The sequence below is a fragment of the Bacteroides sp. AN502(2024) genome (genome assembly GCF_041227145.1).
Lineage (GTDB): Bacteria > Bacteroidota > Bacteroidia > Bacteroidales > Bacteroidaceae > Bacteroides.
The window spans coordinates 723,954-745,433 of the sequence record NZ_JBGFSP010000003.1 but is presented as its reverse complement, the minus strand read 5'-3'; the positions used below and the strand labels follow the sequence as shown (position 1 = coordinate 745,433).

Sequence of the window (21,480 nt, the reverse complement as noted above, 5' to 3'; positions counted from 1 at the left end):
CTTCGAAATCCTAGAAGAAAAATCTCAAAATATCATTAAAGTTAGCCCATATCAATAGGCCGAAGAGTAGGACCATACCGGTCATCTGGGCGTATTCCATAAACTTGTCGCTCGGTTTGCGTCGGGCTATCATTTCGTAGCAGAGGAAGAGCACGTGGCCACCGTCCAATGCGGGTATAGGGAGGATGTTCATGAAAGCCAGGATGATGGAAAGGAAGGCTGTCATATACCAGAACTGATGCCAGTCCCAAGTAGCAGGGAAGATGCTGCCGATCGTTCCGAAGCCGCCCAGCTGTTTGGCTCCTTCTTTCGAGAAGAGGTATTTCATGTTTCCTACATAGCCTTTCAGGGTTTTCACACCGAGAGAGATACCTGCGGGGAAGGATTGAAAGAAGGTATATTCTTTTTTCACCATAGGGAGCAGACGGTCTGTGGCGAGACAGGCGGTTACGCCCATCAGGTAGGCGGAGTCTACGCGCATGCTTAGTGTGTCTGTTGCCCCGTTACGCACATAAATCAGCGTGATTAGGCGCGGATCTATGCTGTCTTTGAGCAGAGTTGCTTCGTTTTTCTTACGTTCTGCCATCGCTTCTTTAAAGTCGGAGAAAGAGATCGGCGTTCCGTTCAGGGCGATGATACTGTCTCCTGCCTGGAGTCCAGCTTGTGCGGCAGGAGAGTTTACCATTACGCTGTCTATAACGTATGGGAAACGGTAGGAGGCGAAGCGGACGCTGTCTGCTAAGAGACGTTGCATCAGATCTTCCGGGATATAGACGGAGGCTTCTGCCCCGTTACGGAGGACGCTTACTTCGCGTGCATCGGCAATCTGGCTTAACATGTCGCCGTCATAACGTTCGAAAGGGACACCGTCGGCAGAAAGGAGGATGTCACCGTCACGGAAACCTACCGCTTTGGCAGTCTCGTTGAATTCCATACCCAGAGGAGCTTCCTGTACCTTTATATATTGGTCGCCCCATGCAAAAAGAATCATGGAGTAGATGAACAGTGCCAACAGGAAGTTGAACAGTACGCCACCCACCATGATCAGCAGACGTTGCCACGCCGGCTTGGAGCGGAACTCCCACGGTTGTTCGGGTTGTTTCATCTGTTCGGTATCCATCGATTCGTCAATCATACCGGCTATTTTGACATAACCGCCCAATGGCAACCAGCCTACTGCATACTCTGTGTCACTTTTCTTAGGCTTGAACTTAAAAAGGGTGAACCAAGGGTTAAAAAATAAGCAGAATTTTTCTACACGCACCTTAAACAAACGGGCAAAAAGAAAATGCCCGCTTTCATGAATGATAACGAGCAAGGATAAGCTCATAATCAATTGCAGGGCACGAATTAAAAATGTTTCCATATAGTCTATTTACAGTTTAAAACCTTCAACACATTCTCTACCGAAAGGGATATAAAGGCTATTTTCAATTTATGTTAATACTAATCAATTTCTTTGTTTAACAATGGGAGGAAGCGGATCGTATCAGGCTGGCTGCTATTTCCCTAGCTTCCGCATCCGTAGCTACATAATCATCGTATGTCGGATTGGTGATGAAGGTAGCCCGTTCCATTGTTCTCTCTATCACATCGCTCATGCCGAGGAAGCTGATGTCGTCTTTAAGGAAAGAGGCTACCACTACTTCATTGGCTGCATTGACGATACAGGGCATATTCCCTCCGCGATACATTGCTTCGTAAGCGAGTGCCAGATTGCGGAACCGTTTCGTATCGGGTTGCTCAAACGTCAGGTTCGTGCATTGGGAGAAATCGAGCCTGCCGAAAGAAGAACGGATACGGTCGGGATAAGAGAATGCGTACTGGATAGGCAGGCGCATATCAGGCATGCCTAGTTGTGCCTTGACAGCTCCGTCTTCAAACTGCACCATCGAGTGAATGACTGATTGCGGATGCACCACCACTTCGATCTGGCTGGGCTGAACACCGAATAACCATTTGGCTTCTATCACTTCAAAACCTTTGTTCATCATGGAAGCCGAATCAATCGTGATTTTTGCTCCCATCTCCCAATTGGGGTGTTTCAAGGCTTGCGTCTTAGTGGCGGATTTCAACTGTTCCAAGGTGCACGTGCGGAACGGACCTCCGGAAGCTGTCAATATCACTTTCTCAATCGGGTTGCCCACTTCTCCCGCTAAACACTGAAAAACAGCAGAGTGCTCAGAGTCTACCGGTAAAATCGGGGTGCGGTATTGTTGTGCTAACTGATTAATCAGTTCACCCGCTACTACCAATGTTTCTTTATTTGCCAATGCAATCGCTTTCTTGGCGCGGATGGCGTTGATGGTTGGTCTCAGTCCGGCATAACCGACCATAGCTGTCAGCACCATGTCGATGGGACCCGCCTCTACAATCTGACAGATAGCGTCTGCGCCTGCGTACACTTTGATAGGTAGGTCACTCAGTGCATCTCTCAGTTCGGAATACTTTTCTTCGTTGGCTATCACTACCACTTCCGGCTGGAACTTCCTTGCCTGGGCTATCAGTCGTTCCACGCGGTTGTTGGCTGTCAGCGCATAGGCTTCGTACAGGTCGGGATGTTCCTCGATGACTTGCAGAGCTTGTGTCCCGATGGAGCCTGTTGAGCCTAGGATGGCTATTTGCTTTTTCTTTTTGTTAGTCTCTATATTCATTTTTCTATTATCACTTAAAATACGATGTATTTTTCAGGGTTCACCGGATGCCCTTTACGCCAAAGTTCGAAATGCAGGTGCGGCCCTGTGCTAAGTGCCCCGCTGTTTCCTACCAGGGCGATGGCTTCGCCTCCTTTCACACGTTCACCTTCCTTTTTCAGGAGGGAACCGCAGTGTTTGTAAATCGAAATCAAATCCTGGTTATGTTGTATGCCAATCAGGTAACCTGTTTCAGCAGTGTATGTACTTAGAATGACGGTTCCGTCCATGGTTGCCAGTACGCTTTCGTTGGGATTGGCGGCGATGTCGGTACCGTAATGTTTCTTCTCGGCATTGAAGTGGTCGGACACCATGCCTCGTGTCGGGCGGTATAAAATGAGTCCGGTCACATCCGGTTGGGAAGTGATGGAGGTTAGGTTATATTTTTCGCTTTCTTCATACTGACGGCGGAATTCTTCTTCGCGCTTGGTGCGCTCCATCAGTGTGTCTTCGCGGGCAGCGGTCAATGAATCGAGTGTCTGCACGCTATCGATGGCTACTTTTCCACTAAAGATGTCCTGAATATTCATGATGTAAAGATTCTGTTTGTCGAGCACTTGCTGCAAAGAGTCTACACGCAGGGCATTGTCCACGATTTGTGCACGGACTTCACTGTTCATGTATCCGGGGAGATAGTTACGTAGCGGGGTGAAGGCGATGATGCAGGAGGCGATTAGGAAGAGCACTGCCAGCACGCAAAGTAAAACGGAAAGTCCATTGAGTTTGGATACACGAAGTCCGACAATTTCTTCAAGTGTGTTTTCATTAACGACCGTTAATTTATACTTGAACTTGACATTTTTCCAGAAAGCTTTACTTCGTCTTCTCTTTGGCATCTTTGATAATTGAAAAATTAAAATTAAAGCCTCATGTTATCTTTTGGGTTCCAATTCCTTCAGATGGAGCAACCCTTCGGGAAGTTCCATGGTGATGAGTTTCTTTTTTGGGTCTATACCTACGATAAGTTCCTTTTGTGCAGGAACCAGTAGTTCCTCTTCTTCTGCTCCTTCAATCACAAAAAGAGTGTTTACCGTAGTAGTATCTATATCTATTACTTCTCCTAGAAATCCGTGATGGATATCTTCCATCTGAAAACCGATGAAGAAGTTCCAAGACAGCTCACCGTCTTCCGCTTCTTCCGCGTATTTCACGGGGAAGTAGACTTCAATGTTGGTGAATATTCGGGCACGTTCAGCACTGTCGATTCCTTCCAGCTTCACCAAGGCGGTGGAGTCTGAACGGAAGCGGTATTCTTCGATGAAGAAAGGCACGAAGATGCCATCGAGCAGGCATATCAGATAATCACAGTCGACACGATCGAAAATATCGTCCGTGAAGGTAAACTGTAATTCGCCGTGAATGCCGTGCGGCTTGTTGAATAATCCTATCTTATATACTTCTTCTTTCTTTATCATATCCGGGTGATTCTGGCTCCGATAGCGTTCAGACGTCCTTCGATGTTCTGATAGCCACGGTCTATCTGTTCGATGTTACTAATGGTACTGGTTCCTTCAGCGCTCATGGCAGCAATCAGAAGGGCGATACCGGCACGTATATCCGGTGAGGTCAGACGGGTACCGCGCAGCTTGAAGCCGTGGTTATGTCCGATGACTACAGCACGGTGAGGGTCACAGAGAATGATCTGTGCTCCCATGTCGATCAGTTTATCGACAAAGAACAGGCGGCTTTCGAACATTTTCTGATGGATCAGTACGCTGCCTTTGGCTTGTGTGGCTACCACGAGCATCACACTTAGCAAGTCGGGAGTCAGTCCCGGCCAGGTGGCATCGGCTATCGTCATGATGGAGCCGTCAATAAATGATTCTATCTGGTATGTCTCCTGTGCAGGAACATAAATATCATCTCCTCTCTGTTCGAGCTTGATGCCCAGACGACGGAAGCTCTCGGGGATGATGCCAAGATTCTCGTAAGAAACGTTCTTGATGGTAATTTCGCTTTTCGTCATTGCCGCCATACCGATGAAACTGCCCACCTCAATCATATCGGGCAGTACGGTGTGTTGTGTGCCATGCAGTTTTTCCACACCTTGGATGGTGAGCAGATTGGAGGCGATGCCGCTGATTTTGGCTCCCATCCGGTTGAGTAACCGGCAGAGTTGTTGCACGTAAGGCTCGCAGGCAGCGTTATAAATAGTGGTCGTACCTTTAGCAAGCGCGGCAGCCATGACGATGTTGGCTGTTCCGGTGACGGATGCTTCATCCAGTAGCATATAGCTTCCTTGAAGTCTGTCGGCTGTTATTTCGTAAATACCCCGTTCTTCATCGTAGCGGAAGTCCGCCCCTAAATTCTGAATACCTACAAAGTGAGTGTCCAGACGGCGTCGACCGATTTTATCTCCTCCCGGCTTGGAAATCAATGCCTTGCCGAAACGTGCCACCATGGGACCTATAAGCATCACAGAGCCTCGCAGACTGGAACATTTCTTCAAGAAATCATCGCTTTCCAGATAAGCCAGGTTTATATTTTCTGCTTTAAAACTATAAGAATCAAGGCCGTTCTTTGCAACCGTCACTCCCATCTCCCGCAAGAGCTGAATCAGGTTGTTGACATCAAGAATGTCAGGTATATTGTTCACCGTTACTTCCTCCGCAGTCAGCAATGTGGCACAGATTATCTGCAAAACTTCGTTTTTAGCTCCTTGCGGGTGAATTTCTCCGCAGAGCCGATGTCCTCCTTCGATTACAAATGAAGCCATTGATTTTTGAGTATTAAGTATAAAGTGTTTAGTATCTTCTCTTATTGTTCTGACGATTGTTGGTATAGTTCATCTTCGGGCGGTAGTTCTGGTTCAGGCGTTCTGCCATCAGCCGGACGATATCGTCAGTCATTTGGAGTTTCCCGTTGGAAAGTTCGTACAGATCCTCGGCAATCTTCTTTTCGTCCACTGTATCTTTGTTCCATGCCAGGTAATCCTTCTTCATGTGATTGCAGATGAGGGCGATCAAATTTCTCTTTTCGTTTCCTTCGGGAAATTCGATAGCTTTCTTTATCAGTACTTCCAGTGTATGTCCGTAGTGACGGTAACGCATACGGGTATTGGAGTAGGGGATATGGTCCGGACGGGTTACCAGATTGTCCTTGCGGATGATTTCATACGGGTAGTCAATATCCAGCTTAAAACCGGACATGATAGCCAGGTGGTCCCAAAGCTTGTGCTTGAAATCGGGTACATCACGCAAATGAGGAAACATATTTCCCATAATGTTAATGATGGTGTTGGCACAACGTTGACGTTCTGCACGATCCTGAATGGTCAACGCATAATCTACCATGTTTTGGATGCTACGTCCGTATTCGGGAAGCGGCATTCTTTTCTGTTGAGTATTGTATTGCATCTTGTGACAATAAAAAAATTAAAAATTAAAGAAGTTTCTTCGGCATGGAGGCTACGAATTCTTTCAAGTAGAAAGGTTCGAAGTAAGCCACGTCTTTATAGTCTTCCTCGGCCATTGCTTTTTCTGCCAGCGGGAACATCATTTTAGCCAACGGGTGGATATTGTCGATAAAATGCGCGTTCGGATGCCTGATCTGTTCGCGGCATTTATCGGCCCCGTTTCCAAAGAAATAAACCGGCTGCTCGTTCAGGTACTCCAGATAAGAGTTTTCATCTACGATGTCGGCGGCAACTGCACGTTTCACCTGTAGTCGTCGGTCATAGATGGCTGCGTATACTTCCATACGGCGGGCGTCGATCATCGGACAAAGCAAAGCGTTTGTGGGCAGGTCATGATATAATAACACCGGAACGCTTAATATTTCCAATGTCGGGATGCCAATCAAGGGGATATTGCGCCCGTAACAAACTCCTTTCGCCATAGAAACCCCGATTCGGAGTCCGGTGTACGAGCCCGGTCCGCAGCTCACTGCAACTGCGTCCAAGGGGATGGCATGACTGTCTATGAACGATAATGCCTCATCTACAAAAACTCCTAAAGAAACGGCGTGTGAAGGTCCTTTCAAGTCTTCTTTCACAAAAATCGTCTGTCCGTCTTGACTAGCCGCTACCGAGCAAACAGAGGTAGAGGTTTCGATATTCAGTATACACGACATAAAAATCAGCTTATTAAATTGTCGCAAATTTACATGATTTGTCGGAAACTACCTAATATTTGCGTAGATATTCTCAGAAGGGGTGTTCGTAGATTTTTCCTTCAGAAAGGAATAATGGAGGAACCTACATTCGATTCCTACACAAAAGAATATATTTATGGTAATTATCTGCCATCTGCAACAATTTCGTTGTATCTAATTGAAATATAATGGCTTATGTCGTTGCAGATACCTGTTGCAGATATGTTGCAGGTCAAGTATCTGCAACATATCTGTTTTAGCTCATGATGGTCTGACAACATGATAAACTACTCTTTCAATCTCACAAGTAAACTCGTATGCTTTGCTATTGTATTTGTTACTTCAGCGAACCACTCTGTTTCAACACGGTAAACACTTTGTTTCAACACGGTAAACACTTTGTTTCAATACGGTGGAACACTTTGTTTCAACACGGTGAACACTTTGTTTCAATATGGTGGAACACTTTGTTTCAATATGGTGGAACACTTTGTTTCAAGGTGCTAAACACTTTGTTTCAACACGGTGGAACACTTGTTTGCTGACTTATACTAGAAATGGTTGTCACTTTTAGAGGCTAGTTACTAAATAAGTTGTCACATTCTGTTATTCATAACTAAAACAGTTGTTAGTTTCTTCCCTTTGCTCCTAAGATAGTTGTCATACGTAAAAACAATGGACAAATCTGAGTGTGCTCGGGCTCTCGGTATCGCAAATATAGTATTTATTTATCATATGGAACCTTATTTTTTCCACAATGATTTTCCCGGCACCTCTCCATGATATACGTCCATGGGTTTTTTCATACCTATGCTCATATGTGGTCGTCCATTATTATAGAAGTCAATCATTCGCGTAATCTGCTCCCGTGCCATCTCTTTATCCCTGAACAGCGACATGCCGTATATCCATTCCGTTTTCAGGATGCCATTCATCCTTTCTGCTACCGCATTGTCCGTCGGGTTGTAATCTTCAGTCATGCTCACACGTATATGATGAGTGACCAGTGTGTCGATATAGGCATCGCAGGCATACTGTACCCCCCGGTCGGAATGGTGGATTGTGCCGCAAAGATTGCCACCTCCGGCCTCATTGATGGCCTGTTCCAGTGCCTGTAGCGTATATTCGGCATGCAAACTGGGAGAGAGCACCCATCCTAAAACGGCATGTGAGTACATGTCCGTTACAAGATGGAGGTAGCATACGCCACCTTCAATCCAGATGTAAGTGATGTCACATACCCAGATATGGTTCGGGTATTGTGCCGTTACCCCCTTGATCAGATTCGGATACTTCTTGTAAAGATGGTGGGAGTCCGTCGTATGCCTGGGTTTCTTCGGGGGCAGCATAAGGCGTTCCGAACGCAGCAGATGAAGGAAGGCATCCCGCCCTCCGGTTATCTCGCTTCCATAAAGGGAGCGGAGCTCATGGTATAATTTCAAACCACCGATGCCCGGAGCCTTTGAGCGGTAGAAGAAGACGGCATCCAAGATGGCTGTTCTGATCTGATGACGCGACAAAAGATTTTTTTTCTTTTTGTAATAGGCCTGGGAAGACATGCCAAACAGTCCGCAAAGGGTTTTCACACTGATGTGAGGAAACTCTTCACGAAGGCCGGTGACTATTTGGCACCATCTTTTTTTAAGATGGAAATCCCTTCTTCTCTTTCTGTGAGTTCAATCAGTCTTTCAAAGGCATGGGAACGAAGTTTTTCAAGTTCCAAAGCCTTTCTCAGACGCAAATTTTCCGCTTCAAGAAGTTCTTCTTTAGATTTTGATTTTGGATTCTTTTTCATTTGAAGATCTGACAGAAGTTCGGGGGACAAAGATAAGGAATCCGAATCAATTGCATAACACTTTTGCCAACGCAGAATATAAGTATGGTTGGGTAAACCCCATTTCTTGGCAGTAGCAAACATTGACAAACCGCTACTGAAGTAATCACGGAGAACTTCCAATTTGAAAGTCTCAGAATAAATCTTACGAGATAATTTAGACATAATTTTTCTTTTTTTATGTCTCTAAAAAGGTGTCAACCTAAATCCGTATAAGACATGCACTACATAGTACGGGTGTAGGCAAACCGTGCAAATCCGGTATTTGAATGGTATGAAGGTGTGTCAAAATGTGCACCTTCTTTTTTTTGCCCAAAGCCCCGACTTTCACAAGCAGGGGCTTTGTTATTACCTAAAGATTTTGTATCTTTAAGCATAATATTTCATACTATGACAAAGATACATTTTCGTCCTTACATTCCCAACCAAACAGTGCTTTTTCCTGAGAGAATCGATGAGGATATTGCAGAAAACGATCCGGTTCGCATGGTTGACGTTCTGGTTGAAAGCCTGAATCTTGAAGGTTTCAGAAAGTTATACAAGGAATGCGGCCGTAGTGCTTACCATCCCCGAATGATGCTCAAGGTTATTCTGTATGCCTACATGAACAACATCTACTCCTGCCGGAAAATAGAAAAGCTACTCCATCGTGATATCCATTATATATGGCTGGCCGGATACGAGAAACCGGATTTCATTACCATCAACCGATTCCGCAACCGGGTGAAGAAGGAAATCAACGAGGTGTTTACCCAAACCGTACTTCTGCTTTCTTCCAAAGGTTTCATCAGCCTGAATGTGGAATACATTGACGGTACAAAAATCGAATCCAAGGCAAACAAGTACACTTTCGTCTGGAGAAAAACGGTCGAACGGAACCGTGAACGCCTGATGAAGAAAATACATGTACTATTAGGTCAGATAGACGAGTTCATCGCTCAGGAGAAATCATCAGAGACCAATGAGGGGATAGAGTTTACTCCGACTATGCTGACCGAAATGGCGGGAGAATTACGTAATGCACTTGCACAGGCTCCCGATCCTTGCACGAAAGAGGAAAAGACTGCACTGAAAAAGAAACGCAAACAGCTCAAGGAGCTGGAAGAACACAGAGATAAACTGCAGGAATACGACGGTCATCTGGAAAATCTGCAAGCTCGCAACTCCTATTCCAAGACAGACAAGGATGCCACTTTTATGAGGATGAAGGAGGACGCCATGCGTAACGGGCAGACAAAACCCGGCTACAACCTTCAGATCGGTACCGAGAACCAATTCATTACCGACTTCGCTCTTTTCTCCAATCCTACGGATACACTGACCATGATACCTTTCCTGCAATCCTTTTCAGGCAGATACGACAGATTGGCCCATATGGTGGTTGCCGACTCCGGATATGGTTCTGAGGAAAATTACCGTTTCATGTCTGAAAACGATATGGAAGCCTACGTCAAATACAACTACTTCCACATGGAACAGCGACCCGGATTCAAACCGAATCCGTTCAAGGCCGAAAACTTCTATTACAATGAAGAACATGACTATTGCATCTGCCCCATGGGACAAAAGATGCGGAGGACAGGAACCGGGCATGTGAAAACTGCATCCGGATATGTAAGCGAAAATGCCAGGTACAGAGCCGTCAGATGTGAAGGGTGTCCGTTGAGATGTCTATGTTTTAAGGCAAAGGGAAACAGGACAATAGAACTGAATCACAGACTCAGGAAATACAGGCAGAAAGCCAAAGAATTACTATGTTCCGAAGAAGGACTGAAACACAGAGGGCAAAGATGTATAGAACCGGAAGCTGTGTTCGGGCAAATAAAATATAATATGAACTACAAACGCTTCCGCCATTTTGGAAAGGAGAAGGTCTTTATGGACTTCGCATTCTTGGCCATTGCCTTCAATATAAAAAAGATGTGTGCAAAAATGAGAAAAGAAGGTATAGACTGGATGATTAAACTGTTTTATAAACTTGTACCCGCTCTTTTCAGATGGGGGGAACACATTTATCAAACAAATCTTCAAAAGAGCGCAGCTTGAAGAAGGTTTACTGATTCTTTATAGGTGATGAAAAAAAGAAGGCGTATCGTTCATTACGACACACCTTCTATCTGCAACAGGTATCTGCAACAGCATAAGTCTCTTATATTCATCGATTTAGCATGACTTTGTTGCAGATGGCAGATGTTTTGTGCTTTTCAAACATAAAGAAGAACTCCCGGTATGATGTCTTTCTGCATTGACATGGCGTCGGCTGTGACCTATAAGAGAGAACAAAACAGGTTTAAATGGGAAGAGCCGTGTGTTAGAGCGCTTATAATTTAGATAGAGTATCGTATTTAGTTCAAAACCTGTTATATTTATAGCATAATTTTTTAATAACAAGTAAGATGTTAAAAGTAGTAGCATTTATGAAACAGGTAGCCGACGGGCTACATATGGGGGGAAACTTTGGTACTGCGCACGTTTATCGTAGCAGTCTCAATGCTATTGTTGCTTATCGTGGGAAAGAGGACTTTGCATTTCATGAAGTAACTCCAAAGTGGTTAAAAGGCTTCGAGATTCACCTTCGTAGCCGTGGTTGTAGTTGGAACACAGTTTCCACTTATTTGAGAACGTTTCGTGCCGTTTATAATCGAGCAGTCGACAATCGTATGGCACCGTATGTACCTCATTTGTTCCGTGCGGTTTATACGGGTACACGTGCTGATCGCAAACGCTCACTGGAAATGGAAGACATGAAAAAAATGTTCACTAAAATGCAAATGTCCGCCGTAACTCCTGACATGCAGCGGGCCAGAGAACTGTTTGTTCTAATGTTTTTATTACGTGGACTGCCGTTTGTCGATTTAGCTTACCTACGTAAAAGCGACTTGCATGATAATATAATCACTTATCGCAGGCGCAAAACAGGACGTCCTTTAGCAGTAACTGTAACACCGGAAGCAATGGGGATATTAAAAAAGTATATGAGTCGCGACAGCTCATCTCCCTATTTATTTCCCATACTAAGTAGTCGTGAAGGAACAAAGGAAGCCTATCGGGAATACCAACTGGCGCTTCGTAATTTTAACAGACAACTGATGTTACTTGGGAAAATACTAGGGTTAAGTGATAGATTAAGTTCATATACCGCCCGCCATACTTGGGCTACGACAGCCTATTATTGTGAGATTCATCCGGGAATTATTTCCGAAGCGATGGGTCACTCTTCCATTAGTGTGACCGAAACCTATTTGAAGCCTTTCAGGGATAAGAAAATAGATGAGGCCAATAGACGGGTAATCGATTTTATAAATCGTACAGTTAGCATTGCAATTTGTTGATAAATAGCCCGTTACTTTGTAGGTAACGGAATTAAATATCGGTGCAAAGATGAGTATATTTATTAAAACATCCAAACGAAATCGTACATTTTTTCCAATAAATTACTTAAAAAAGGAACAAACATAGAAGAACACGTGGATTCTTTGTCTTAGAACGGTGTCAACGTCTAAATTTTGCAATAGATTCCCCTCCCCTCTACTTTTTCTGATAAGCAGGGGTTAGAAGATTCGTTATATATCGTGGTATTTTCCAGTATAGACTACTCCCAAAGAGCAGGCACAAAGGTTTTCCCGTTACCTACAAAGTAACGGGTTTAATGCATTGGGAGTCTATTTCAGCTCGTCTCCTGCCGGGGGATGAACATAGGTAAAATAAATAAGAAAAGGAGGTTATATAGTAAATGAAAATAATAAATGAAAGGGAAATTACATGAGATTGTTGAATCGACATCGAGAGACTATATTTCTATTATTTAATTTATAAATTAAAAGTTTTTTTTATTATGAACAAAAAGTTTTTAAATGCAGTCCTGTTTGGAGCTTTATTAGCGTCTTCGACAGGCACATTTACATCTTGTAAAGACTACGATGACGACATCAATGGTCTAAGCGAACGTGTGGATGCAGTCGAAAAAACATTAGCTGACTTGAACACCAAGTTCGGAGCGTTGGCTTATGTGAAATCGGTATCCTTTGCTAATGGTGTATTGACAGTAACAGATCAATCAGGGACTCCTACTACTTATACGGTTCCTGATAAGGATACGAATACTACATACACTTTGGATGTAACTAGTAGTAGAGAAGGAAATGTGACTACTGTTACTGTTACTCTGACAGGATCTGACAATTCTAAGATCGTTAAGACATTTACAATCACTGATAACGATACAGTAACTCAAGACACTAAATTAGATCCTACTAAGTTCTGGATGGACTCAGAAGGTGTGATGTGGTATGGAACAAAGGATGATAAAGAAAACTCTACTAAAACAGGAGTAGCTGTTCCAAAACAACCGCAACATGATAAAACGACTGTAAGTGTTGTTCAGTATAAAGATGAGACTGGTGTTGTAGTAGGATGGGAAATCTTAGTAGATAATCAACCTCTCTCAACTAAGTTGCTTATTCAGGATGTACTGCCAATCACAAGCTTTGAATATATTCCAACGAAGATTTTGGCCGGATGGGGTGAAAGAGTAATTGTGTTTGAAGAAAACTCATACAAACAGAAAACGATTGTAGACAACGAAGTTAAAACATCTGCAACTGCTATTTTATATATGTCAAATGTAGCTACTCCTCAATATCGAGTTAATCCGTCAAGTGCTACGCTTGCTCAATTGACAGAAGAAGGTAAAGCTCAGATTTTGAAACAGACTGCAGAACAGGTAACAAGAACTCCGGGTGTATTTATTGACTGGAAGAAAACTACAATAGAAAATGGTATAATGACTGTGTCTTTGGAAGCTGACCCAGCTTTATTTGAAGATGATGCAAATAAATTGGATATGATTGCTTTCCAGTTTGAGACAACTGCAAAAAATAAAGTTACCACTGAATATGTAGGTGTTATCAACAAAGATGCTGAGATTGATGTTGTCTTGACTGATAAAGCTGTAACAGCCACTAATCCGGGAGATGATGTTAATCACTTTGCTATTACCAAGGCTGATGCTGAAGCTCAGGTGGCTAAGATTGATGATAAGAATATGCCGATGACAGGAAATGCTGCTTTAGTTCAGAATGTTACTTATTCTGAGGCTATTGCTGGTATCAACTTGACAGAACTTGTTTCTGCATGTAATGTAAAGGATGCTACTGGTCATAAGTTCTTTGACTATACTAAGTATCCTGATCTCACATTGTCTTTTGAAGCTGTTGCTTATAAAGTTAATGAAACTCCGCAAGAGCGCTATATGAGCTTAGATGGTGTAACATTCAAGGCTGTAAATTACGGTAATGTGAATGAAAGCTGTATTGGTAAAGCTCCGATGGTACTGGCTAAATTGACAGATTCACATAATGGAAATGCAATCGTTGCTGCTGCCTATATCAAATTACTGATTGTGGGTGACGCCGCTGCTAAACCGGAACTGGATATCACTATCACTGAAAATGCTACTATCGGCATTGATTGCAACAATCCTGCTTACACTTGGTCAACTAATGATGAGTTCATGAGTACTCAGGTATATACATTCAGTACAAATGAAAAATTGACAGCATTGAGTAAAGAACAATTCCATACACTCTATGAATATGCTGCTGCTCCTGTTGTTGGATTTGATAACGTAGGTACTTGGAATGTAACAGAAATCCTGACAGCTGGTGATAATAAGGCTAACCGCGGAGCTAAATTCGAATTGACAACTGCACCGTTGGAGGCTAAAACTTATGTGGCTTATGCTGTATATGAGAAAACAACAGATGCTGATGTTGTCGTTTCTATTGCAAATGGTGGAATGTATCCGAAATATGTTGCTATCAAGCATGTTGTAAAAGTAGATCCTATCAACTTTACTGCAACTGCTAAAGAGAAAGCGCCAAATGCTTGGAATGGTAATACTGCTTCTATCTATTGTCAGACTCCTGGTGCTACTAACACAACGCAGATTATCGGTGATTTGAATGAACTCTTCGTAGGCGGTGAAGTTCAGTTCGATTATTCCAGCTCATTTGATGCTGAAAAATTCCCGAGCTTCACAGCTGATAAGATGGAGTATACATTCGTATTCTCTGAAAAGAACTTGAAAGCTACACGTGGTTTGGTAACAGGTGTTGATGGTACACAATATCAATTGGCGTTGAACGTTGACAAGACTGAATTGCATGCTGTTGGTAAAGACTTGACCGGTACTGCTGTTACTGCTGCAATAGCTGCGGATAATTTGGTAGCAAGCTTGTCTGATGCTAATAATAATGATGTTACATTTGCAAATACCGCTGTTGCTAAGAATCTGTTGAATAAAGAAGCCCGCGGTGATAATAGCTTCTCTGCAGTTATGGACATCGTTTATGAAAATGGTTGTGACATGTCAGTTCCTGTTACTAACGGTGAATTCAACCTTGCCTTTATCCGTCCGGTTAATGTATCTTCTGATGCGAGCAAGTTCTTTACTGACGGTTTGAACGAAGGTGATCCTGATAACACTTTGAATTTGGGTGAACTTGTTACCTTTACAGACTGGAGAAAAGATGCTCCGCTGAATAGTTTCGCTGCTAATTTGGATTACTATAGATATTATGGTGTAACTAAGATTGAATGTAAGGGGAATATAGCAGATGTAGTTGAAACAGACTGGACTGGAACAAGAAAAACACTGAAGGAAGCATTTGGCTCTGAATTGGCTAGTCAGATTATAACAATCATTCCTAAGGGTGTTACTTATACTACTACTGAGGTAACTGCTGTTCCTGACTTTGGTACTGTATCTTATATCAAGAGTAGCAGAGTTGAGATTAAAGACTACAAGCTTTACATTCCTTTGACTATTACCTACACATGGGGTACTATCGAGGAAACAATTGAAGTACAGGTTAAAGCTACAAAATAATTTGGTCTAAAAAGTAATGAGGTTGTGATTTATGCATAACCTCTTACTCTCTATTTTTAATGTAGCTAATACTGTAAAAAAGAGGTGGCATTCTCATTAATGTGAGAAAATATAAGTGTGGAAAAGGAGAGTGTGACAAGAAGGACACGTTCTCCTTTTTTAACAAATGTTAATATATAATATAAATATAACGAACGAGATGAAACTAAAAAGAAATTTGCTCCTGACTGTTCTGTGTTTGAGTACGGTGGCTACTTTTGGACAGGGCGAATCTCAATCTTTACGTATCAAGGAAGAAAGCAAGATCACTTTCAAACCACATTGGTTCATTCAAGTACAAGTAGGAGCAGCCCATACCGTAGGTGAAGCAAAATTTACCGATCTGATTTCTCCGGCAGCTGCTCTGAATGTGGGTTATAAGTTCGCTCCGGCATTCGGTGCACGTATCGGTGTCAGCGGTTGGCAGGCAAAAGGAGGCTGGGTAACTCCGGAACAAACATACAAGTATAAATATCTGCAAGGTAATCTGGATATCATGGCAGATCTCAGTACTTTATTTTGTGGTTTTAATCCGAAACGTGTATTCAACGGATATATTTTTGGCGGTGTAGGATTGAATCGTGGCTTTGATAATGACGAGGCGAATACACTGGATACAAAAACTTATGAACTTGAATACCTATGGCAGGAAGGCAAAATTCTCCCCACAGGTCGTTTCGGACTGGGTTGTGACCTTCGTCTGAATGACCGTTTGTCTATCAATATCGAAGGAAATGCAAACGTTCTTTCCGACAAATTCAATTCCAAAAAGGCTGGTAACTGTGACTGGCAGTTCAATGCTTTGGTAGGTGTGAGCATCAAACTGGGTAAGAGTTACACTAAAACTGCCCCTGTTTATTACGAACCGGAACCGGTAGTGGAACAACCGAAACCTCAACCTGTGGTAGAAAAGCCACAGCCGAAACCGGAACCGGCAATAGTAGTAGAACCGATGAAACAAAATATCTTCTTTGCCATCAACTCTGCAAAGATTCAGGAGGATCAGCAAGCTAAGATTCTTTCTTTGGTTGAGTACTTGGAGAAGCATCCTACAGCTAAGGTGAGCGTGACCGGCTATGCCGATGTTGAAACGGGCAATACTAAAATCAATCATGAATTGTCCGAAAAACGTGCAAATAATGTAGCCGAAGCTTTGAAGGCAAAAGGCATTGCTGCTGATAGAATCACTGTTGATTATAAAGGTGATACAGTTCAGCCGTATCATACTTCTGAAGAAAATCGGGTAAGTATTTGTATTGCTGAGTAGACAGGAATAAGAATAAACAATAATACCCCTTCTCATGTGAGAGTTTTCCCCATTGCTTTATAATATATCTTTATATAAAGTACTCTCGCATTGAGAAACTTTAAGGAGTACGCACTTGTGAAAGCCCGTACTTCTGTGATCAACCCTTTCTTCATTTAAAGATGAAGATTAATTAGGGAATAGTGGGATAGGTCGTGCTTGTGAAAGTACACCTTTCCATAAGCTATTTCCGGTTAGAGGATGCCGTCCTTTTCCCACAGGCATCCTCTTTTTTATTTATGCTGGACTGCTTCACTGTCAATCAGTCTTTTATCACAGCCATTATTAAAATGTATCATTTGAAATAATTATATTTGCAATTGGTATATAATCAAATATGCATACAAATTTGCATGATTATTTCCAATTCTTGAAATATTCGTGTACTTTTGCACAAAACTTTAAGGTTATGATACAGTCTATGACAGGATACGGCAAAGCTACGGCCGAACTTCCTGATAAAAAAATAAATGTAGAAATCAAGTCGCTTAACAGCAAGGCTATGGATTTGTCCACTCGCATCGCTCCGGTGTATCGTGAAAAAGAGATTGAAATCCGTAATGAGATTTCTAAAGTTCTGGAACGTGGAAAGGTTGATTTCAGCCTGTGGATAGAGAAGAAAGAAGCGGTGGAAAATGCGACTCCTATCAATCAGGCGTTGGTGGAAGGCTACTACAAACAGATTTTAGAGATTTCACAGAATCTGGGTATTCCTGTTCCTGCAGACTGGTTCCAGACGTTGCTTCGTATGCCGGACGTGATGACGAAAACAGAAGTTCAGGAACTGACCGAAGAGGAATGGAAAACGGTGCATACCACCGTGCTTGAAGCTATCGATTATCTGGTGGATTTCCGCAGACAGGAGGGGGCTGCGTTGGAGAAGAAGTTCCGTGAGAAGATTGCCAACATCAATAACCTGCTTGAACAGATCGCTCCTTATGAGAAAGAACGGGTAGAGAAAGTGAAAGAACGTATCACTGATGCGCTCGAAAAGACGCTAAGCGTAGATTACGACAAGAATCGTCTGGAACAGGAACTGATCTACTACATCGAAAAATTGGATGTCAACGAAGAAAAACAGCGTCTTAGCAACCATCTGAAATATTTCATCAGCACAATGGAAAGCGGTAACGGACAAGGTAAGAAGCTGGGTTTTATCGCCCAGGAGATGGGCCGGGAAATCAATACGTTGGGCAGTAAGTCCAATCATGCTGAAATGCAGAAGATTGTAGTTCTGATGAAGGATGAATTGGAACAGATTAAGGAACAGGTGCTGAACGTGATGTAAAACAGTATCTGTCATTTTTAATTCTTCATTTTTTAATTCTTCATTAAACTTATGACCGGTAAGCTAATCATTTTCTCTGCTCCGTCAGGTTCGGGCAAATCTACTATTATCAATTATCTGCTGACTCAGCACTTGAATCTAGCATTTTCTATCTCTGCTACTAGTCGTCCTCCACGTGGAACGGAGCAGCACGGGGTCGAATATTTCTTCCTTACACCGGACGAATTTCGCCGGCGCATTGAGGATAACGAATTTCTGGAATATGAGGAGGTGTATAAGGACCGTTATTACGGAACGTTGAAATCGCAGGTGAAAAAGCAATTGGAAGCGGGGCAGAATGTCGTGTTTGACGTTGATGTGGTAGGGGGATGCAATATCAAGAAGTTTTATGGTGACCGTGCGTTGTCGGTGTTTATCCAGCCGCCTTCGGTGGAAGAGTTACGCTGCCGGTTGGAAGGACGCGGAACGGATGCTCCGGAAGTGATTGAAAGTCGCATCGCTAAGGCTGAATACGAATTGGGTTTTGCTCCGCAATTCGATTGTGTGATTGTCAATGACGACTTGGAAGCTGCTAAAGCGGAAGCTTTGAAAGTAATCAAAGAGTTCTTGGAAAAATAACAAAGTAGAGGGATGACGGAAAAAGTCAGCAAGCTAAAAACCGGAATTTTCAGCGGGTCATTCAATCCGATTCATATCGGGCATCTCGCTTTAGCCAATTATCTTTGCGAGTACGAGGGATTGGACGAAATTTGGTTTATGGTCAGCCCACAGAATCCTTTAAAAACGCAGGCTGAGTTATGGAGTGACGAACTTCGTCTTCAATTAGTCGGGTTATCTATCAGTGATTACCCGCGTTTCCAAGTCTCGGATTTTGAGTGTCATCTGCCACGCCCTTCTTACAGCGTACATACATTGGAGAAGTTGCGCGAAGCGTATCCCGAACGTGTATTTTATTTTATTATCGGTTCGGATAATTGGGCACGCTTCGACCGTTGGTATCAGTCGGAACGTATCATCAAGGAGAATCAACTCATCATTTATCCACGTCCGGGATTTCCCGTGAATGAAGAGAATTTGCCGGAAACGGTACGTCTCGTCCACTCCCCTGTATTCGAAATCAGTTCTACGTTTATCCGTGAGGCTTTGGATGCAGGAAAGGATATCCGATATTTTCTGCATCCGAAGGTTTGGGAAGTAATCAAAGACTGGAGAAATAGTTAAAGTACATATCCGACGGAATATAACGGGTAGCAAGAAAGTGTATTTACTCTGTCAGCCTATGGAGAGTAATCATTACTATCTCTGCCGGAGCACCGATACGGATTGGCATTTGCGAGGTGCCGATGCCATTGGTGACAATCAATGGAATCTTTGCCGAGTTATAAGCCAGTCCGGTTACGAAACGATTGCCGTAATGTGAGGGAAGTATCGGAGCAACTCCAAAGATACGGACTTGTCCGCCATGTGTATGTCCCGCTAAGGCAAGGTCGGTGTTGGCTACTGAAACATCTTCGATGTAATCCGGGGTATGCACAAGCAGGATTACGAAGTCTTGGGGAGAAAGTGCCAAAGATGGTGATACGCCGTTGCGGGCAAGGTCGAAAGGATTGCGCACTCCGGCGATAATGATCTGCTGCCCGTCTTTACGAAGCGTATCTACTTCATGTTCTAACGGGCGCATTCCGTAATGTTTCATTGTATTGACAATATCGTCATGGCAACGTTCGTAGTCGTTATTGCCCATGACTCCATAAGTCCCCATCGGTGTTTTTACGCGTGAAAGTGCGGCGAATAAAGGTTCTACGTATTCGCATCCTTCCTGATAATCACCACCCATCAAGAGAACATCTGCCTTTTGAGTAGTCAGAAGATTGACGAGGCTGTTCAAGCCTTGTTCTTTGAATAAGCTCTTATAGTGCAAATCGGATATGAAAGCGATGCGGAAACCTTCAAATGCTTCGGGAACGTCACGGTGGGTAAAGTCGTAGTTTACGATACGGTCTATGCCCGCATAGGCAGAAGAGAGTTTGACTACCGAAGAGGTTATCTTTGTACTACGAAGTACCCGGTCAGAGTGTTTGTCGTTGGCAACGGTTTCTTGTTTCTTGGGTTTATGTTTCTTGTTTTTCGAGACGTTCAGGTCTTTGAGTTGCGAATGGTGAGGGGTGAACCTTCCGGTAATGGTGCCGGTAGTATCTGTTATCTCCTTGGGGACGGAATCGATATTCAAAACCGGGCGTGGCAAGGTTGCTACCAGATTCTTTTTCGATTTACAAGAAACCAGCAAAAGCAATGTCAACAGGATAACAGGGTAAATTGTTTTCTTCGTCAACGGATGATAGATCGTTTTCTTCATTTTCTCTTGGTTTGAAGTCTTTCGAGGTGCAAAGATACGAAAAATCATGTATCTTTGTCCGTCAAAACTCTTTATAATATATAAAAGCATGGAAGAAGTAAAGCGTAACTCGCTACAAGCATGGATATTAGCTGCGCGTCCCAAAACGTTGACAGGAGCTATCACCCCGGTCTTGATAGGTACTGCTCTTGCTGCAATGGACGGATGTTTTCATGGGTTGCCTGCACTGATCTGCTGCCTGTTTGCAAGTTTGATGCAGATTGCCGCTAATTTCATCAATGACCTTTTCGACTTCCTCAAAGGAACAGACCGGGAAGACCGGTTAGGTCCCGAACGAGCTTGTGCGCAGGGATGGATCTCTGCGCAAGCGATGAAAACCGGGATTCTGATTACGGTTGCTCTTGCTTGTCTTATCGGTTGCACGTTACTCTTCTTTGCCGGATGGGAATTGATGATCGTAGGAGTGCTCTGTGTGTTATTTGCCTTTCTTTATACCACTGGTCCTTATCCTCTTTCTTACAACGGCTGGGGAGATGTATTGGTGATTGTCTTCTTCGGTTTTGTACCTGTAGGCGGAACATATTACGTACAGGCGTTGACGTGGACACCGGATGTCACTATCGCCTCTTTAGTCTGTGGACTGCTTATCGATACATTGCTGGTAGTCAATAATTATCGTGATCGCGAAGCGGATGCACGCAGTGGAAAGAGGACAGTGATCGTTCGTTTCGGTGAGAAATTCGGTCGCTATTTTTATTTGATGCTGGGGGTTACCGCTTCTCTTCTCTGCCTGTGTTTCCTCCGTGAAGGTCATTTCTTCGCTGCTTTTCTTCCACAGCTTTATCTGATCCCTCACTTGCTTACTTGGAAACGGATGGTGAAAATACACAACGGTAAAAAATTAAACAGCATATTAGGCGAGACTTCGCGTAATATGCTGCTTATGGGTGTTCTTATTGCAATAGGAATGATAGTAGATTGAA

The 21,480-nt window shown here is 43.3% G+C and carries 18 protein-coding genes; 8 read left to right on the top strand and 10 right to left on the bottom strand.

Annotated elements, in window-relative coordinates:
• Positions 1–10: 10 nt before the first annotated feature.
• From rseP to AB9N12_RS02915, 9 genes are all read right to left on the bottom strand, one after another.
• On the bottom strand, positions 11–1,366 hold the full coding sequence (rseP, locus tag AB9N12_RS02955) for an RIP metalloprotease RseP (protein WP_369889547.1): 1,356 nt from the start codon (positions 1,364–1,366) through the stop codon (positions 11–13).
• 97 nt (positions 1,367–1,463) lie between these two features.
• Positions 1,464–2,654 (bottom strand): 1-deoxy-D-xylulose-5-phosphate reductoisomerase, encoded by a 1,191-nt coding sequence (locus tag AB9N12_RS02950; RefSeq protein ID WP_369889546.1) that lies wholly within the window; start codon positions 2,652–2,654, stop codon positions 1,464–1,466.
• 14 nt (positions 2,655–2,668) lie between these two features.
• The gene (locus AB9N12_RS02945) at positions 2,669–3,529 is read right to left on the bottom strand and encodes a M23 family metallopeptidase (RefSeq protein WP_369889544.1); all 861 of its coding nucleotides are present in this window, start codon (positions 3,527–3,529) and stop codon (positions 2,669–2,671) included.
• Positions 3,530–3,565: 36 nt separating this feature from the next.
• Positions 3,566–4,108, bottom strand: a complete 543-nt coding sequence (gene rimM / locus AB9N12_RS02940) for a ribosome maturation factor RimM (protein ID WP_369889543.1) — start codon at positions 4,106–4,108, stop codon at positions 3,566–3,568.
• Positions 4,105–5,409, bottom strand: a complete 1,305-nt coding sequence (murA, locus tag AB9N12_RS02935; RefSeq protein ID WP_369889541.1) for a UDP-N-acetylglucosamine 1-carboxyvinyltransferase — start codon at positions 5,407–5,409, stop codon at positions 4,105–4,107. Before murA ends, rimM begins: the two co-directional genes overlap by 4 nt.
• A gap of 28 nt (positions 5,410–5,437) precedes the next feature.
• Positions 5,438–6,049: a DUF4290 domain-containing protein gene (locus AB9N12_RS02930; RefSeq protein WP_369889539.1), complete on the bottom strand. Its 612-nt coding sequence runs from the start codon at positions 6,047–6,049 to the stop codon at positions 5,438–5,440.
• A 25-nt stretch (positions 6,050–6,074) separates the two neighbouring features.
• Positions 6,075–6,764 carry a tRNA (adenosine(37)-N6)-threonylcarbamoyltransferase complex dimerization subunit type 1 TsaB gene (gene tsaB / locus AB9N12_RS02925; protein WP_369889537.1) on the bottom strand — a complete coding sequence of 230 codons (690 nt, stop codon included), beginning with the start codon at positions 6,762–6,764 and terminating at the stop codon, positions 6,075–6,077.
• 764 nt (positions 6,765–7,528) lie between these two features.
• Positions 7,529–8,371 (bottom strand): IS3 family transposase, encoded by an 843-nt coding sequence (locus AB9N12_RS02920; protein ID WP_369889013.1) that lies wholly within the window; start codon positions 8,369–8,371, stop codon positions 7,529–7,531.
• 35 nt (positions 8,372–8,406) lie between these two features.
• Positions 8,407–8,784 carry a hypothetical protein gene (locus AB9N12_RS02915; RefSeq protein WP_369889012.1) on the bottom strand — a complete coding sequence of 126 codons (378 nt, stop codon included), beginning with the start codon at positions 8,782–8,784 and terminating at the stop codon, positions 8,407–8,409.
• Positions 8,785–9,009: 225 nt separating this feature from the next.
• Between AB9N12_RS02915 and AB9N12_RS02910 the strand changes: the two genes are divergently transcribed.
• The 7 genes from AB9N12_RS02910 (at position 9,010) to nadD (ending at position 19,362) form a co-directional block, all read left to right on the top strand.
• Entirely contained in the window at positions 9,010–10,665 is a 1,656-nt protein-coding gene (locus AB9N12_RS02910; protein WP_369889019.1) for an IS1182 family transposase, read from the top strand.
• A gap of 350 nt (positions 10,666–11,015) precedes the next feature.
• The gene (locus AB9N12_RS02905; protein ID WP_369889535.1) at positions 11,016–11,951 is read left to right on the top strand and encodes a tyrosine-type recombinase/integrase; all 936 of its coding nucleotides are present in this window, start codon (positions 11,016–11,018) and stop codon (positions 11,949–11,951) included.
• Positions 11,952–12,454: 503 nt separating this feature from the next.
• Complete coding sequence (locus tag AB9N12_RS02900; protein ID WP_369889533.1) at positions 12,455–15,508, top strand: hypothetical protein; 3,054 nt, start codon at positions 12,455–12,457, stop codon at positions 15,506–15,508.
• A 199-nt stretch (positions 15,509–15,707) separates the two neighbouring features.
• On the top strand, positions 15,708–16,814 hold the full coding sequence (locus AB9N12_RS02895) for an OmpA family protein (protein WP_369889532.1): 1,107 nt from the start codon (positions 15,708–15,710) through the stop codon (positions 16,812–16,814).
• Between the two features lie 448 nt (positions 16,815–17,262).
• On the top strand, positions 17,263–18,141 hold the full coding sequence (locus tag AB9N12_RS02890; protein WP_369889530.1) for a YicC/YloC family endoribonuclease: 879 nt from the start codon (positions 17,263–17,265) through the stop codon (positions 18,139–18,141).
• A 51-nt stretch (positions 18,142–18,192) separates the two neighbouring features.
• Positions 18,193–18,759, top strand: a complete 567-nt coding sequence (gmk, locus tag AB9N12_RS02885; protein WP_369889528.1) for a guanylate kinase — start codon at positions 18,193–18,195, stop codon at positions 18,757–18,759.
• A gap of 12 nt (positions 18,760–18,771) precedes the next feature.
• A complete protein-coding gene (nadD, locus tag AB9N12_RS02880; RefSeq protein ID WP_369889527.1) occupies positions 18,772–19,362 on the top strand; it encodes a nicotinate (nicotinamide) nucleotide adenylyltransferase in 591 nt (196 codons plus the stop codon).
• A gap of 43 nt (positions 19,363–19,405) precedes the next feature.
• Here the strand turns inward: nadD and AB9N12_RS02875 are convergent, their stop codons facing one another.
• Positions 19,406–20,497, bottom strand: a complete 1,092-nt coding sequence (locus tag AB9N12_RS02875) for a metallophosphoesterase (RefSeq protein ID WP_369889526.1) — start codon at positions 20,495–20,497, stop codon at positions 19,406–19,408.
• Between the two features lie 88 nt (positions 20,498–20,585).
• Here AB9N12_RS02875 and AB9N12_RS02870 point away from each other — a divergent pair, with 88 nt between their 5' ends.
• On the top strand, positions 20,586–21,479 hold the full coding sequence (locus tag AB9N12_RS02870) for a 1,4-dihydroxy-2-naphthoate polyprenyltransferase (protein ID WP_369889525.1): 894 nt from the start codon (positions 20,586–20,588) through the stop codon (positions 21,477–21,479).
• The last annotated feature ends 1 nt before the right edge of the window (position 21,480 follow it).

Bases quoted from the DNA above. Each gene is read 5' to 3' on its own strand.
- rseP (WP_369889547.1), bottom strand. From the start codon at position 1,366: ATGGAAACATTTTTAATTCGTGCCCTGCAATTGATTATGAGCTTATCC.
- AB9N12_RS02950 (WP_369889546.1), bottom strand. From the start codon at position 2,654: ATGAATATAGAGACTAACAAAAAGAAAAAGCAAATAGCCATCCTAGGC.
- AB9N12_RS02945 (WP_369889544.1), bottom strand. From the start codon at position 3,529: ATGCCAAAGAGAAGACGAAGTAAAGCTTTCTGGAAAAATGTCAAGTTC.
- rimM (WP_369889543.1), bottom strand. From the start codon at position 4,108: ATGATAAAGAAAGAAGAAGTATATAAGATAGGATTATTCAACAAGCCG.
- murA (WP_369889541.1), bottom strand. From the start codon at position 5,409: ATGGCTTCATTTGTAATCGAAGGAGGACATCGGCTCTGCGGAGAAATT.
- AB9N12_RS02930 (WP_369889539.1), bottom strand. From the start codon at position 6,049: ATGCAATACAATACTCAACAGAAAAGAATGCCGCTTCCCGAATACGGA.
- tsaB (WP_369889537.1), bottom strand. From the start codon at position 6,764: ATGTCGTGTATACTGAATATCGAAACCTCTACCTCTGTTTGCTCGGTA.
- AB9N12_RS02915 (WP_369889012.1), bottom strand. From the start codon at position 8,784: ATGTCTAAATTATCTCGTAAGATTTATTCTGAGACTTTCAAATTGGAA.
- AB9N12_RS02910 (WP_369889019.1), top strand. From the start codon at position 9,010: ATGACAAAGATACATTTTCGTCCTTACATTCCCAACCAAACAGTGCTT.
- AB9N12_RS02905 (WP_369889535.1), top strand. From the start codon at position 11,016: ATGTTAAAAGTAGTAGCATTTATGAAACAGGTAGCCGACGGGCTACAT.
- AB9N12_RS02900 (WP_369889533.1), top strand. From the start codon at position 12,455: ATGAACAAAAAGTTTTTAAATGCAGTCCTGTTTGGAGCTTTATTAGCG.
- AB9N12_RS02895 (WP_369889532.1), top strand. From the start codon at position 15,708: ATGAAACTAAAAAGAAATTTGCTCCTGACTGTTCTGTGTTTGAGTACG.
- AB9N12_RS02890 (WP_369889530.1), top strand. From the start codon at position 17,263: ATGATACAGTCTATGACAGGATACGGCAAAGCTACGGCCGAACTTCCT.
- gmk (WP_369889528.1), top strand. From the start codon at position 18,193: ATGACCGGTAAGCTAATCATTTTCTCTGCTCCGTCAGGTTCGGGCAAA.
- nadD (WP_369889527.1), top strand. From the start codon at position 18,772: ATGACGGAAAAAGTCAGCAAGCTAAAAACCGGAATTTTCAGCGGGTCA.
- AB9N12_RS02875 (WP_369889526.1), bottom strand. From the start codon at position 20,497: ATGAAGAAAACGATCTATCATCCGTTGACGAAGAAAACAATTTACCCT.
- AB9N12_RS02870 (WP_369889525.1), top strand. From the start codon at position 20,586: ATGGAAGAAGTAAAGCGTAACTCGCTACAAGCATGGATATTAGCTGCG.